13 protein-coding genes are annotated in these 15,029 nt (G+C 46.2%); 7 read left to right on the top strand and 6 right to left on the bottom strand.

Annotated elements, in window-relative coordinates; translation table 11 throughout:
* Together MKHDV_RS15055 and MKHDV_RS15060 are read left to right on the top strand one after the other, a co-directional pair.
* Positions 1–921 carry an ABC transporter permease gene (locus MKHDV_RS15055; protein ID WP_160716713.1) on the top strand — a complete coding sequence of 307 codons (921 nt, stop codon included), beginning with the start codon at positions 1–3 and terminating at the stop codon, positions 919–921.
* A gap of 2 nt (positions 922–923) precedes the next feature.
* Positions 924–2,459 (top strand): ABC transporter ATP-binding protein, encoded by a 1,536-nt coding sequence (locus MKHDV_RS15060; RefSeq protein ID WP_160716714.1) that lies wholly within the window; start codon positions 924–926, stop codon positions 2,457–2,459.
* A gap of 713 nt (positions 2,460–3,172) precedes the next feature.
* Here the strand turns inward: MKHDV_RS15060 and MKHDV_RS15065 are convergent.
* The 4 genes from MKHDV_RS15065 to MKHDV_RS15080 all read right to left on the bottom strand — a co-directional run bounded on the left by MKHDV_RS15065 (position 3,173) and on the right by MKHDV_RS15080 (position 6,485).
* A complete protein-coding gene (locus MKHDV_RS15065) occupies positions 3,173–4,708 on the bottom strand; it encodes a phosphoethanolamine transferase (RefSeq protein WP_160716716.1) in 1,536 nt (511 codons plus the stop codon).
* A gap of 477 nt (positions 4,709–5,185) precedes the next feature.
* Positions 5,186–5,575 (bottom strand): carboxymuconolactone decarboxylase family protein, encoded by a 390-nt coding sequence (locus tag MKHDV_RS15070; RefSeq protein ID WP_160716718.1) that lies wholly within the window; start codon positions 5,573–5,575, stop codon positions 5,186–5,188.
* 69 nt (positions 5,576–5,644) lie between these two features.
* Positions 5,645–6,010, bottom strand: a complete 366-nt coding sequence (locus tag MKHDV_RS15075) for a MerR family transcriptional regulator (RefSeq protein WP_160716720.1) — start codon at positions 6,008–6,010, stop codon at positions 5,645–5,647.
* Positions 6,011–6,080: 70 nt separating this feature from the next.
* A complete protein-coding gene (locus MKHDV_RS15080; RefSeq protein WP_160716722.1) occupies positions 6,081–6,485 on the bottom strand; it encodes a VOC family protein in 405 nt (134 codons plus the stop codon).
* A 332-nt stretch (positions 6,486–6,817) separates the two neighbouring features.
* On the opposite strand from MKHDV_RS15080, the gene MKHDV_RS15085 reads away from it, so the two are divergent.
* Positions 6,818–7,303: a DUF1269 domain-containing protein gene (locus MKHDV_RS15085; RefSeq protein ID WP_160716724.1), complete on the top strand. Its 486-nt coding sequence runs from the start codon at positions 6,818–6,820 to the stop codon at positions 7,301–7,303.
* Positions 7,304–7,320: 17 nt separating this feature from the next.
* Positions 7,321–7,458, top strand: coding sequence for a hypothetical protein (locus tag MKHDV_RS15090; RefSeq protein WP_160716726.1), 138 nt, complete (start codon positions 7,321–7,323; stop codon positions 7,456–7,458).
* A gap of 254 nt (positions 7,459–7,712) precedes the next feature.
* Here the strand turns inward: MKHDV_RS15090 and MKHDV_RS15095 are convergent, their stop codons facing one another.
* Together MKHDV_RS15095 and MKHDV_RS15100 are read right to left on the bottom strand one after the other, a co-directional pair.
* Positions 7,713–8,996: a multiheme c-type cytochrome gene (locus tag MKHDV_RS15095; protein ID WP_160716728.1), complete on the bottom strand. Its 1,284-nt coding sequence runs from the start codon at positions 8,994–8,996 to the stop codon at positions 7,713–7,715.
* Between the two features lie 96 nt (positions 8,997–9,092).
* Positions 9,093–9,659: a NapC/NirT family cytochrome c gene (locus MKHDV_RS15100; RefSeq protein WP_160716730.1), complete on the bottom strand. Its 567-nt coding sequence runs from the start codon at positions 9,657–9,659 to the stop codon at positions 9,093–9,095.
* A gap of 286 nt (positions 9,660–9,945) precedes the next feature.
* Between MKHDV_RS15100 and MKHDV_RS15105 the strand changes: the two genes are divergently transcribed.
* The 3 genes from MKHDV_RS15105 (at position 9,946) to MKHDV_RS15115 (ending at position 15,005) form a co-directional block, all read left to right on the top strand.
* Entirely contained in the window at positions 9,946–12,387 is a 2,442-nt protein-coding gene (locus tag MKHDV_RS15105) for an ATP-binding protein (RefSeq protein ID WP_160716732.1), read from the top strand.
* Positions 12,380–13,414 (top strand): sigma-54 dependent transcriptional regulator (locus MKHDV_RS15110; protein ID WP_254060496.1); only part of this gene is annotated, 1,035 nt, incomplete at its 3' end. The genes MKHDV_RS15105 and MKHDV_RS15110, both read left to right, overlap by 8 nt.
* A 1,000-nt stretch (positions 13,415–14,414) precedes the next feature.
* Positions 14,415–15,005: a cytochrome P460 family protein gene (locus MKHDV_RS15115; protein ID WP_160716740.1), complete on the top strand. Its 591-nt coding sequence runs from the start codon at positions 14,415–14,417 to the stop codon at positions 15,003–15,005.
* Positions 15,006–15,029: the final 24 nt, after the last annotated feature.

The following is a 15,029-nucleotide window of genomic DNA, read 5'->3' on the forward strand; positions in this document are numbered from 1 at the left end:
GTGGGCTTAGAACTTATTATTCCTATTCTGGCTGCGACTATTCAGTCCGGTACACCGATTCTGTATGCAACTCTTGGTGAGATGCTGACGGAGCGTTCCGGCGTGCTGAACCTTGGTGTTGAAGGTATGATGATTATTGGCGCATTTTTCGCGTTCCTTGCCTCATACTACACAGGTAACCCTTGGTTTGCTTTTGTTTGCGCTGGCACTATTGCCGGTTTATTCGGGTTAGCACACGCTGTTGTTTGCCTTATCTTCCAAGGTAACCAAGTTGTATCCGGTCTTGCTCTTACTATTCTTGGTGTTGGTCTTGCGGACTTCCTCGGTACAGGTTTCGTAGGAACGTCTGCTGTAGGCTTTTCAGCATTTGATGTTCCGGTACTTTCGTCCATTCCGGCCATCGGCGATATTTTCTTTAAACAGGATGCGCTTGTTTACGTATCCTACTGTTTGCCGTTCTTGTTCTGGTTTTTCATGAACAGAACCCGCTGGGGACTTGCTCTCGGTGCAGCTGGCGAGAACCCTGCTGCATGTTTTGCCGCAGGTCTTAATCCAGTGAAGTTGCGTTGGGTAGGTATTTTCTTTGGCGGCTTCCTATGTGGTCTCGGCGGTGCGTATCTTTCTCTCGCCTACACCCACTTATGGGCAAACAACATGACAGCAGGGCGTGGTTGGATTGCGGTAGCGTTAGTTATCTTTGCATTCTGGCGTCCGGGGCGTGCAATGTTCGGCGCATACCTCTTCGGTGGTATTATGGCGTTCCAAATGCGGTTACAGGCCGTTGGTGCAACATTACCGTCATCATTGCTGCTTATGCTTCCTTACGCACTGACAATTGTTGTTCTTCTTTTTTCCTCAGCTCGAGGCAAGGGGCGTCAGGCTCCTGCGGCTCTCGGCGTGAATATTGAGCCGGGAGAATAGTCGTGGCAGAATACGTTAATAAACGAACCAATCGTGACGCTTTTAGAGGACAGACTCCGTTTGTCCGTCTCCAAGGCATCAGCAAGCATTTTGGTAAAGTGCGTGCTAACCACGAAATTAATCTCGATATTCGCCCCGGAATGATTAAAGCTTTGCTTGGTGAGAACGGCGCGGGTAAATCTACCCTTATGTCTATTCTTTCCGGCAGATTTCAGCAGACTTCCGGTGACATTCTCGTAGATGATACCCCCACAGTGTTTGCGTCTCCAAAAGATGCGATTAAAGCAGGCATCGGCATGGTGTATCAGCATTTCATGTTGGTAGAATCCATGACAGTGGCGCAGAACGTCCTTCTCGGTCAGGAAAAAGCATTTCTCATTAATCCCAAAGAGCAGGAAAAAGAAGTAGCAGCACTAGCGGAGCAATACGGCTTGCCGATTGCTCCTTCCGCAATTGTTTCTTCTCTCTCTATGGGTGAAAAGCAGCGCGTTGAGATTCTCAAGCTTTTGTATCGCGACAGCCGCGTGCTTATCCTTGATGAACCAACAGCCGTTCTTACACCAACCGAGACTGAACAGCTTTTTGATGCCATGTGGCGCATGGCTGACCAAGGTAAATCTCTTGTCTTCATTTCCCATAAGCTTAAAGAAGTTATGGCTGTGGCAGACGAGGTCGCCATTCTCCGTAAAGGTGAAGTGGTAGATGAATTTAAGGAAGCAGACGTTCCGAACGAAACCGTGCTCGCAAACCGCATGGTTGGTCGTGACGTTGAGCTTTCTCTTGATGCGCAGCCAGTAGAACTCGGTGCAACCGTTTTGGATGTACAGGATCTCGAAGGCGACGGACTCGAAGACATCATGCTTTCCGTTAAGAAAGGTGAAATTGTCGCCATCGCCGGCGTAGCAGGGAATGGTCAAAAAGAGCTTGTAGAAGTGATCTGCGGACTCCGTAAGCCGATCAAAGGTGAAGTTTCAATCCTCGGATTGGACTGGCATGACTTCTACCCTCGACCTCCAAGGAAAGGGCGTTCACTCGCCTATATTCCAGAAGATCGTCAAGGTCTTGCGACCTGCAAATTTGTTGACCTCGTTGACAACTTCCTTCTCACAACGCGTCATTCGTTTACAACAGGCCCGTTCTTAAATCGCAGTAAAGCAATCGATCAAACAGTAGAGATTGTAGAGCAGTTTAACGTACAGCCTGGGCACATCGACGCAGATGCACGTTCGCTTTCCGGTGGTAACCTGCAAAAGCTTGTTATCGGGCGTGAATTTTTTCGCCAGCCAGATATCATCGTTGCAGAAAACCCGACGCAGGGACTTGATATCTCAGCGACTGAAGAAGTATGGCAGCGTCTACTTGAAGTGCGTAAGCGCGCAGGTATTTTGCTCATTACATCAGAGCTGAACGAGGCACTGCAACTCGCAGACCGCATCGCAGTTATGTACCGCGGACGCATTATCGATCAGTTCCCAAAATCGAATAGAAAAAAAGTCGACTCAATCGGACTTATGATGGCAGGCGTTACTCCAGAGTAGAGCTTGTTGTTTCTAAGTTTTAGTTTGGTTTGGGCTTTATTGCCTGCGGCGCTTTTTGGCTTTAGACTTTTTGTGTCTCCGACGGGCGGGCTCTGCCTCCACAAGGGACTGGCATTCGTAACACTCGTTTCTCGTGAACGGCTACTGGCGCAAGCACCCGCAAGGGGGACGCCCCCTTAACCGCGAGTTTGTACTACCCGCTGAATTTACTATCTAGTATCTATGAAGAGCAGTCCGCTGAATGTGGGCTGTTCTTTTTTTGGTTATAGAATTGTATGGGATATTTGTGAGAGGGGCGGCAGCTTTTGGTGAAGGGGAGAGGTCTGATATCTCAAAGATCTAGTATTTAGCTTACAGAGTTTCTAGCGGAAAAATGGAAAAGGATGGAGAGGTTATCTCTCCATCCTTTTTTGTGATCTGTGGAAGGTTATTGAAATTTTTCCCGAGAGCTAACATTCTGTGTTGCTATCGTATGATGAGAAGAAATGGTGATGCCATACGGAGGTACCATTTAATACCTACTCACATGACAACTGGGGAATACAACCTCGCAGTCGAGAGGGCGTCCCTCTCGCGGGGTGCAGGGGCAGAGCCCGCCCCTCGGAGAGCCGTCGGAGACTCGCCGGAGGCAAACAAACTAAAAAAATAAAAAAGCGCCGTAGGCAATAAAGGTCAAAAAAAAGAATTCTCAAAAAAGCTCTGTGAGCAACAGTCTAGTTAGCAATCAAGACAGGCAGTGAAGTATTTTTGAGTGTAATTCCCCCGAGGTTCACAGTCCACGGGAATAGAACATCATGCGAGAGCCTTTTGCCTACTTGATCTTTGAGTGCGGCAACGTATGTGGGATTTAGTTCGGCATATTTGTCAGAGTACCAGACAATGAAAGGCACGTTGCGTTGCTCTGGTCTTTTGTCGTTACCGTGCATGAATATGCCATCCTCACCTAGGGATTCACCATGATCTGATGAGTAGATGACGAGCGCGTTTTGCTCTTTAACCATGTCGTAGACGTTTGCTAAGAATCCATCGGTTGCAATAATACTGTTGTCATAGGCGTTTATCACTGTGCCCAGATTGGAATAGCTTTTGTATTTGTCTGGAGTGAATGTGCGGTATTTTGCAGAATATTTTGTCGAATAGTTGAAATGACTTCCGCGGGTATGCACTACGATGACTCTGTTGCCTTGTGTGCTAGCGAGAACTTTTTGGACTACGGGTACCATCATTTCATCTCTGAACTCAGAGTAGTCTGCGGTGGTGAAGTCATTACGGAAAATGGTCTGTTGAGCATTGCCCATGATGCGAGTTGTCGGCATGTCACTGCTGTAGGCAACACGGCTGTTTGCAGAAATCCATGCTGTAGAGAACCCATATTTTACAAACAAATCGAGAAAAGAGTTTGTTTTAATATTAGGTTTTTTACTTGTTGCAGGCGTGAGCATGGCAGGAACAGATACGCGAGTCATTGCCGCAAAAGATTTAATCCCACCGTATGTGATGACATTTTTTTCTTTTGAAAGTCGGGGCGTGGTGTTGCGGCCATATCCATTGATTTGGAAATGGTCAGCCCTTGCAGATTCTCCGATAATAAAAATGAGTGTTAGCGGGTCAGATTGCTTTTGGAATACGTATTCCGATTCAAGCAAAGCAGAACTTTGTGGCTTTGGTCGTGTTTTGTACTGAACCCATCTGATTGAAAAGTTGGCAACTGAATCAATTACACAGAATGGGAACGCATATTTTGTGGCGATAGCAGGACGTAATTGTTTTGCTATCGGATGCTTGCTGAATTTGGACAGTGCGATATTGATAGGAATAAGTAGTAAGAGTAGGATGATTGGCCATTTCAGCTTTGGCGGTGTTTCACATTTTTTTATGCCGATATGTGCTGCTATGGACAGGGCAAGTGCAGTGACAATGGAAAGAATGAATCCCGGGGTGAGGGCTTCATTTGCTTCTCCTGTTGTTGTTTCCAATAAGAGAAAGAGTAGGTTGTCACTGATCTTGATGTTCAGGAACGTATACAAATATGCCCCGACAAGACTCATGCAGAAAATTACTGGCAGCAGAATAGATACAATTTTTTTGAGCCGTATCGCGATTGAAAAGATACTGTAGTTAAAAAGCACTAAGTATGAAAAAGCGAAAAAGGCATACGCAGGAGTAAGGCGTGATAGTGGTACGTACATCATGCATGCGAAAGCTACAGCCAGTAAAGAAAGAGTAATATTCGGACGTGAAGGAGCCATTTGGAATTCCTGAATAGTTGTAAAGAAAATGTACGAAGTAAGGTTTGTTACTTTCCTTATAATGAACAGGAGGTTAATAATAGATTAAGACGCCTTTTGCTAGTGACTAATTGAGAAATAATAACATTTTAGAGGGTAATGTTTCGAAATGTTAATAAAGGGTCATAGAAGTGTTAGAGTTTGGATGAAAAGCGCTTCTGTATCAGCACAAAAGTACTGAGAATAAATATATGTTTTCAGCGAATACAATATGTAAAAAAGGGATGAAGAGTGCTCTCCATCCCTTTTTTGTTTTTTTAAGGCAGTATATTGTTTGGTTATGATTTAGAAAAACTGAGAGGGTCAGAATGCAGCGTAAGTGCTCTTGAGCTGCGAAAGTAAGGAAGGCCGTTGCAGGCGAATAGAGTTCACCTGTCGGGAGCAACACAACTTAAGAAGAAATTGTTGTCGGCATAGCTGTCTAAATAACTTTCTGGGCTACTCAGTCTCAATTATTCCGCGCTCAATGAAGACTTCTTTTACTGTAAACATGGCATTCAGGGCTGCCGGAAATCCTGCGTAAACAGTCATCTGAATAACGGTTTCGACTATTTCATCCGGTTGGCAGCCTACGTTGAGTGCTCCGTGTGTATGCACCCTTAGCTGTGGCTGACAATGGCCGAGTGCGGCAAGTGCTGCGACAGTCACAAGTTCACGTTTTTGAAGGTCTAATCCGGGACGTTGGTAGATATCTCCGAACGGAAATTCGATGGTATATTTGGCAAGATCAGGCGCAATAGATTGTAGGCTGTCTATGACTGTTTTACCTGCTTCGCCGTCGATTTCGTGAAGTTTTTCTAGCCCGGATGTAAAGCGTTGACTGTTCATGGAACTCTCCTTTTGCAGATGTGTTGTTGGTTTCAAACATCAAGCGTACAGGTTCGAGTTTACTCTAAGTCAAGCGTTTTTCGAAGTAATGAGTGTGTCGTAGTACGCAATCTTTTCTTTAAGCTTCGTTAGGTGCAATGCTTCTTGAGTCAGACGTTCTTCAAGGGCTTGCGCATGATCTTTGAGCAATTGCATACGGCTATTCGCCGTGTGTTCACCTTGATCGCGTAGTTCGGCATATATGAGAATTTGTTTGAGGGGCATTCCTGTTTCTTTGAGGCGCGTAATGAACTCCATCCAGAGCAGATCATTTTTTGAGAATATTCTGTGTCCACTGGCATTACGTTCAATGTTTTTGAGTAAGCCAATTTTTTCATAATACCGGATGGTGTGTGGCGACAGGCTGGTAGCTTGGGAAAAATCTTTAATGTTCATAGTCTCGTGTTACCATAAAGAAAGCCCATACAACAAATAGGTTGCATGGGNCGTTTTGTCGGAGATGCAGTTATGAAGGATTTACTGCGTGTACCGGCTTTGAAAATTCTACAAGGTGACCACTAGGATCTTTGACCATTGCAGATTCAAAATTCCATGGTTTTACTTCTGGAGGGTCAACGGTGCTGGCACCGTTAGCAAGAGCCTTGTGGTAGGTTTCGGTTACATTATCAACGTCAAAACCTATTTGTAGTCCCAGTGCTTCGTTGTCTGGATGCGCTCTTTGGTAGCCTTGCGGTACAAGCTGTGTTGCAAGGTCATGCTGGGAGAAAGCCAGAACGGTGGTGCCGGTTTCCATTTCTGCATACAGGTTACTTTCGTGTTTGAACCGGAGTGTCAGGCCCAGTACGTTTTCATAGAACGTAATCGCTGTTTGAACGTCATCTACATAGAGAGTTACATATCCTAACTTCATAATTCCTTCCTCCCGAAAAATCTGAGTTGTTTGTTGCGTGGAATGGTTCACGTTTCGGATTGTTACTATTGTTATCCTAATACAATAAGCAAGAAAAGAGGTTGAGAGCTGGTTCTATCCTCTTGGCGCAAAAAAAGTGCTGAAACATAGTGGCTACGGTATTGCGGTAGCCATTAATTTTAAAATAACCATGCTGTTAATCGCGAATATTCTTTTTCGAGGCAAGCCGTTATGCGTTATACCTGCTGTTTTGCCTTGGTACTTATCATAACGAGTTGCTGGTGCTCACTGTATTCTGTCTGCAATGATCAATATAGGCTTGGAGGTTCAGAATGGCTGATTTGGTGGTAATTGCATATGATACAGAGCTGCGTGCTGAAGAAGTTCGTGCTGAATTATTAAAGATGGCCGGTGAATATCTCGTTGATATCGAAGATGCCGCAATTGCAATCCATAAGCAGAATGGCAAAGTTAAATTGCACCAAATGCATACACTGACAAACGCAGGAGCCATTGGTGGCGGTTTTTGGGGTGTGTTTATAGGGCTTCTTGCATTGCACCCCCTACTTGGATTGGTGGTAGGTGCCGGAGCCGGTGCCGCTGCAGGTGCGTTAAGCGATGTAGGGATTAGCGATAGATTTATGAAAGAGCTTGGCGGTAAACTCACTCCGGGAACTTCTGCTTTGTTTGTTCTGAGCTCAAAAATGACTTCAGGTCGTGTCCTTGATCGGTTGAAAGGAAGCGGTGGGCATGTGATGCAAACATCACTTTCACATGAGGATGAAGATAGGCTGCGCAAAGCCATTACTGATACATAGTCGAAGTGGAGTAACTAATGATGCTTTTTGATGTGCCGTTGGCGCTTGTTTTGTTTTTGGTAGCAGGAATCGCAGTTGGTTCGGATAAACTGAAATTAACTCGACAGAAGTGTCGCATTCCTAATTTGCTTAAGCGTGGTCGAAAGTCTGAATAGGCTATAAATTGTTAGAGGCTCCTTTTGTTTTGTGAAAAGGCGATAAAAAAGCAGGTATCCGTGTGGGCGGGTACCTGCTTTTCATTGATCTCAACTATAGATGTGCTGTGAAGGTAACATGGTTTGTTCTATGTCTGGGTATACTGTCATCAACGCTGTTATGAATCAGGGCAAGGAAGCTGACCTAACCTTTTCGCATAACATCTATAGCTAAGACACGGGCACCATAATGGCGCCCGTGTAAGAGGAGTCTACTAAATTGGACCGGTGCTCATTACTGGGCTGAGGTCTTCAATTTTATTGTTTTTAATACGCCAGTTGTAGAGATCTTCCATATCTTTGTAGACTTGGAATACCTGGAAGAAACCATGCCAGTGTGAGTAGTCAGGGCCGTTCATGGCTGCACCATGACGAGCGCGACGACCACAATGGTGCCACAGGTAGTACATAAGTTCCTGATACGGGTCTTTCCACTTGTCTTCTTTGAGCAGACCTTTCTCGGCAAGCTCTTTCTTCATTTTAACAGCGCCGTCCCAGTACTTATTGTAGAGAGCAACGGTGTTATCAAGAAGCTGTCGTTGTGCTTCGATATGCGTTGCGCCGTGACAGCTTACACATACCTGACGCATTTTTTTATCGCCTTCAATGCCGTCACCGCGTTCGCCGGTACGGATTTCAGAGCGTTTATGAACGAGGTCCCATTTGAGACGTGATGTTACGTTGTGGGTAGACTCAAGTGTGCCGATACCGCTCATGTGACATACTGCACAGGTAGGAGCAGTGTAGTCGCCCGGCTGCCATGCGCCGGAAGCAGCTTCCCAGTTCCATTCATCGCCGTGGGCGTTGAAGATCTGGCCGTGCTTGGATTCTTCGTAGATTTCAATATGTGGATGGTCAGGACCAAGGTGACAGGAAGCACATGCTTCCGGCTTACGAGCTTCTGCAACAGAGAACTGATGACGGGTGTGACATACAGTACAGTTGCCAATGCCGCCGTCAGGGTAGCGTGTTCCAACGCCGCCAGGCCATGTCATGTTTACAGGCTTGTTGTCCGGACCAAGTTCAACTTCGGTACCATGACAAGCCTGACAACCGCCAGCGCCTGAAGCACGGTTTACCATGGAGCCTTTTTTCTCACCAAGGAAGTCTGCGCCTTCTGTGGAAATAAGCTTTTTGAACTTTTCGGATTCGATAATTGGTTTACCGGCAAGTTTAGCGTGAGCAGATTTAGAAAACTCTTCTGCTTCGTGCGGGTGACAACGCGCACAAGTTTTTGCGGAAACCATTGGGGAAATGTAAATGTCTGTGCCTCTAAGGCCTTCACACTGGCTGGCCATAGGGGAATCTTTTTCTACTGCGTGACAGTCGTAACAGGAGATAGCAGCGCTACCCATACGACCGTTTTTCCAGCCTGCAATAATGCCCGGTGTTTTAACAGAGTGACACTCGATACAAGACGCAGCTTCTTTAGTGTAGCCACGTTTTATTACAAGTTTCTTTTCGCCAACTACGCCAGCATTGGCAGCAAGTGCAGTCATAATAACTCCACAGACTACAAAAATGCTTAACAGCGTAAGTTTATGCAGAAATGTCCTCACACGTTCCTCCTTAAAAATAATCAGTATAATGCGTTGTTACTTTTTAGTAGCAAAGTACTCTCTAGTGTGAATTCGCATGTTTTTATGGCCTACATGCTCGTGGCAGCTTGCACACTTTTTGCCGCTGTCGCCGCGTAAGTAATCTCTATGAGCGATAAGACCGCCTTTTGAAATTTCCTTAGGCAACAAGTTAACGTGACATTTGCGGCACGCATTATCATAGGTAAATTTGGTACGGTTACGATCGGCAGCGCCTTCCCAATCATATGTGTACGGATCAATAAGCATGTTGTTGACTACGTCAGATGTTCCGGTGATTGCTTTTGCTGTGAGATATTCCACAAAGGAGCCATGCGGCAGGTGACAGTCTACGCATTGCGCCTGAAACCCTTTGGAGTTCATCCCGCCGTGCTTTGATTCCTTCCACGAAGTCTGGAATGGTTTCATAACGTGGCAGCTCACACAGAATGTATCTGTATTGGTTGCTTCAACCATGTAGCCAGATGCAAGCACGCTGACGACTGTCAGCAAAGCACCCATTATAGCTCCGCTGAGCCAGATGTTGCGCCTTGATTTTTTTCTTACATCTGCCTTTACAGGCATTAAATCACCCCCTTAACAGTTAGTAGAGAGGGGTTCTCCGGAGAGAATTTGAGCGTGGAGCACACGCTACCCTCAGGTTTCTGAGTCATGTTGTTAGGGATATGATTCCAAGAAACGTGCCAGCAATTGTGAATGTTTGGGCAATATAAAATTGTTTTATATTCTGTACTCTTATGATTTTATCAATAAATGGGGCGGGTTGACGCTATTGAGTTTGTCAGAAAAATCTGACAATAATTCAGATAAATCTGAAAAAGATGTCATATTTTTCTGAAGCGGGTGTGCGGTGAAGACAAAGATTTTATTCTTTCCAGGCGTGATATTACTGCTCTGGACAGGGCTGATTATTGCCTTGTTCAGCTGGTTTGTAATGGGTGAGCAGCAGCATATTGAACAGATTGCTTTGCGGCAGGCTAAAGCCTTTTTCAGTCAGGTTGTGACGACACGGGAGTGGAACTCTACACACGGAGGCGTGTATGTAGAGGTGACTGACTCTGTTAAGCCAAATCCGTACTTAGAAGGGAAAGATCGGGATATTGTTACTGTGAACGGGAAAATGTTCACAAAGATTAATCCTGCCTACATGACCCGCCAATTGTCTGAAATTATGTCTACAAGTTCAGGCGTATCCTTCCATATTACCAGCCTTAAACCCAAGCGTGCTGCAAATTTTGCGGATGAATGGGAGAAGAGTGCACTTCTTGCTTTTAAAAACGGCGAGTCGGAGCGCTTTGAATACATTGCGAAAGGAACTGACAAGGCTACGTACCGATATATGGCTCCGCTGTACGCTACTTCTTCCTGCATACAGTGCCATTATGGTGCAGATGCAGCTGTACAGGGTGACATTCGCGGGGGAATCAGTGTTTCCATTGCGGCAAATCCGTTACTGCTCTTGGCAGATGCGAACTTAGACCGCATGGGCTTGGTTTTTCTCGTGGTTGGAATTACGGGCTTTGTCGGTTTTGGCTACAGCGCTGTGCAGATTATCCGCAAGCGTGATGAAGCTGAAACAGCAAGTCGAATCAAATCTATGTTTCTTGCCAACATGAGCCACGATATGCGTACGCCGCTTACCGGTATTATCGGTATGTCGGAATTGCTGCGTATGAAGCCGGAAGCGCATGAGCAGGAAGAATACGCATCGCTGCTACAGCTTTCAGCAAGTAATCTTTTAGAAATTGTAAACGATATTACTGACTTTTCCCGTATTGAATCCGGTAGAATGTTCTTGAAAGAACGTCCTTTTGTTCTGAATGGTCTTGTGCAACAGAGCTTGGACATGGTGCGTTTTGCCTGTTCCCGCAAAGACATTGTTTTGGAAAGTGTGATCATGGACGACGTGCCGGATCAGCTGATCGGAGATGAATTCCGTTTGCGACAAATGCTTGGCAATTTACTTGGGAACAGTGTGAAGTTCACGCAGCATGGCTCCGTAACACTGGCTATCCGCAATCAGGGAATCAAAGACGGCGTATGCACGTTACGCTTTTCTGTTCGAGACACAGGCATAGGCATCAGGCAGTCTCACCTCTCCACTATTTTCGATAGCTTCTCCCAAGGCGAAGCCGCGTTGGAAGACGGGCGTATGGGCACAGGACTTGGGCTGTCTATAACACGTCAGTTGACCGCCATGATGGATGGACGCATCTGGGTAAAAAGTAAGCTCGGTGTAGGATCAACCTTCACGTTTGAAATCCCCTTTGCAATACCGGACGAAGATGAACGTTTGCTAGACGACGGCAAAACCTGTCTTAGCTTATTCGGCAACTCATCACTCCCTGCTGGGTATACTGTTCTTGCTGTAGACGATAATTCGCTGAACAGGGTCTATATCCAGAAAATTTTGGAATCGCACGGGCACACAGTCTTGCTTGCTGAGGATGGTGGAAAAGCACTTTCTCTTCTGCAACAACGGTGTGTCGATATAATATTTATGGACGTACAGATGCCGATAATGAACGGCATTGAGGCAACACAGCAGATACGAAAACGTAACGACCTAGCCGTTGCGGCGGATGTTCCCATTGTGGCGGTAACAGCTTTTACTGTTGATGGTGACAGGGAGCGTTTTCTGCGTGCTGGTATGAGTCATTACGTGAGCAAACCGCTACAAGCGCAAGGGCTGCTTGATGTGCTTGAAGAGGTATTGGGCGAGACTGTCGTTGACTCTACGGAAGATACTTCGACTTCTCATGCCGTGCAGAGCATTGCAGAGTCTTCGACTGAAGAACACGATGGTTCCGGTGTCACTGCAGAGCTTCCTACTGATTCTAAAGACGAGGTGGATACATTGGTTGTTCTGGACATGGAAAAAGCAATGGAAGCAATGGCGGGAAATACAAAGTTATTCACCATATTATGTTCAAGTTTTTTACAGGAATCAGAAGAAAAAGAAGCGAGTCTCGAACAGGCAGTGAACAGGCAGGATTGGCAGGGTGCCATGGTTGCCGCTCACGCCATTAAGAATTCAGCAGGGCTATTATGCGCCATCGCGTTACAGAATGCCGCGGGGACAATAGAAGCTGACTGTCGTGCCATTGTTGAAGTGCACGGCAGCTCTGGTGATTTCTTGGATGGCAAAATGCTGCCAGATGATATGCCATCTTCTGAAAATGCACAGAGTACCAACCATGGTATTAGCAGTGCCGTTTCAGACCTCACAACAGTTATGACGCAAACTCGTGTTGCAATCGCAGATGCTATAAAGGAAGTGGAACGTGGCTAAAATTCTTGTTATCGATGACGAGCTGTTAATCCGCACAATGCTGTCCGAAGTCATCGGCTCCCTTGGGCATGAGGTTGTAGTAAAAGAAAATTTAACCGAGGGATTAGCTACAGCTAAAGAAACCTGCTTTGATGTTATTTATCTCGATGTGCTTCTGCCCGACGGGAACGGACTTGAGTCCATAAATGATATCCGCCTTGCTTCATCGTGCCCTGAGCTAATCATAATGACAGGGCATGCAACGCCTGACGATGCAGAAATAGCGGTGCGTCATGGTGTATGGGAATATCTGCGTAAGCCGTTTACTGTGGAACACATTGTGCGTTCCCTAACACGGGTGCTTGCCTTTCGAGAACAAAAACGCCAGCAGCTGAAATCGTCCTTAAAGCGAGACGAAATTATCGGTAGCAGCCCGTCCTTGATGCAAGCACTTGATCTTGTAGCGCAGGCAGCAGCAACTTCTGTAAACACTCTCGTTCAGGGGAAAACAGGAACCGGCAAAGAGCTGTTCAGTCGTGCTATTCATGACAACAGCAGCCGCTCAAGCAAGCCTTTTGTGGCGCTGGATTGTGCCTCGTTCACAGAAACATTACTTGAAAGCCATCTGTTCGGACATAAAAAGGGTGCCTTCACAGGCGCAACTGCTGACCGTGAAGGGGTGCTACAAGCAGCCGACGGCGGCACATTGTTTCTTGATGAGATCGGGGAGCTCCCGATGCAGCAGCAAAGTGCTTTCCTACGAGTTTTAGAAACAAAACGTTTTCGTCCAGTAGGCGCAACGAAAGAAATTACGAGCGATTTTCGCTTAGTCGTCGCAACAAATAAAGATTTGCGAGAGATGGTTCGACTCGGACTTTTCCGCGAAGATCTTCTGTACCGTCTCCGCGGACTTTCTATTACGTTACCGCCTCTCCGAGAACGCAAAGAAGATTTGTCGGAACTCGTGACATGGTGGCTCGACAAGCGTGCTGAATCACATGGGCAGCAAGTAAAAGTCGTGTCTGACGATTTCATGGAAACCATCATGNCATATGATTGGCCCGGAAACGTTCGTGAATTTATCCACAGCATGGATAGAGCCTGCACAACAGTTGGGCAGGAGTCCGTGCTATACAGCACCCATCTTCCTGTTGAGCTACGTGTAAGTGTTGCCAGAGCGGAGACAGGCAAACAATTAGGGAAAAAGTTTGATGTTCCACCAGCGACAGATTCTTTTTATTCAGCACAGAAACAGCACCCAATGGGAACATCTTCGCCAGCGCAATCTGTTGGCGGGTTCGTGCCTCAGTCGTTAAAAGAGCATCGTCTGACCAAAGAAAAAGAATATATTGAAGGGCTACTGCTGCACACCAATGGTGATATCAAGCTAGCGCACACCCTTGCAGGCGTTTCGCGTGGGCATTTATACGAGCTTATGAAAAAACATGGGTGTTCTAAGTAATAGGGTATTGTGATGAACGGTTGCAGTTGCAGTTGTAGCTGTAGCTGTGGCTGCGGTTGCCTCCGGCGGGCAGGTTCCACCTTGCATCCGCAAGGGGACACTGTCCCCTTGACCCCTTTTAGCGGAGGTTTTTTTGTCCGGTAGGCACTATTTGGTGCACCTCACGCCATTGTTTTGAGGGTAACTGCTTTGTAACTTTATTAAATTTTATTTGTGGGTTGCGAGCTTTAGGGCATTACAACTCTGACGTACAGTAGGCTTTAAAGATATTTTTAAAACTTAGTCTTGTGTCGATGCCTTCTTACCTGTTTTGCCCCAGTATCCCACCGTAAATTTTCATTATAAAGCTAAACTAATAGTCTCCCTAGAAAAGAAAGAACCCATGATAGGGGTTAAGGGGACAGTGTCCCNTTGCGAGAGTGTAGGGGGCGGAGCCCGCCTACTCGCCGAAGGCAACAAAAAATAAAAAAAGATAATAAATCTAAACGTCCATATATACTTGAGACCATCCCCTTTGGATAAGATACTCAGAAAATACAATAAGAAAAGCACCTTGTATGAGAAGAGTAATCCTGTGGGAGAGTCCGTGCAGAATATACGACAAATTTTGATGATGATGTGCCTTGCTGTTTCGTTGGCATGTCCGGCATTGGCTCTGTCAGTGCCTTCGGATGAAGTCGCAACCTTTGAGGAGTGGGAAAAGGCGTTTAATGCGTGGGACGGTAACCGACATAAGTGGAAGCCGCCTCGGATGGCGCCGAACAAGCTGCCGTTTCCTGTAGATTATCGTGATTGGAAAGTTTTGAGTGTCTCGCATCGGGAAGACAGGGCATCTGTTCGAGTAATTCTTGGGAACAATGTGGCGATACGCGCCGCCCGTCAGAAAATGTTCAATCCGTGGCCGGAAGGGACGTTGCTGGTTAAGGTATTGTGGCGTCAACGCAGATTGCCTACCTGGAAAGAATCGTGGGTTCCTTCAGAGATTATTGGTGTTGCAACGATGTATAAGGATACGGAGCAGTTTGAGGATACGCTTGGGTGGGGTTTTGCTTTTTGGGCGACTGAAAAGTTGGAGCTTCCGGAAGATTTCAAGGCAGACGTGCAAGGGTGCGTGAAATGCCATGCTCCGTTGAAAGATAGTGACTATGTATTCACGGTACCAGCTATTTTTCCTTAAAAAATTGTTTTGTGACAGGGTGTT

Origin of the sequence: Halodesulfovibrio sp. MK-HDV, assembly GCF_009914765.1 — a bacterium.
Taxonomy (GTDB): Bacteria; Desulfobacterota; Desulfovibrionia; order Desulfovibrionales; family Desulfovibrionaceae; genus Halodesulfovibrio.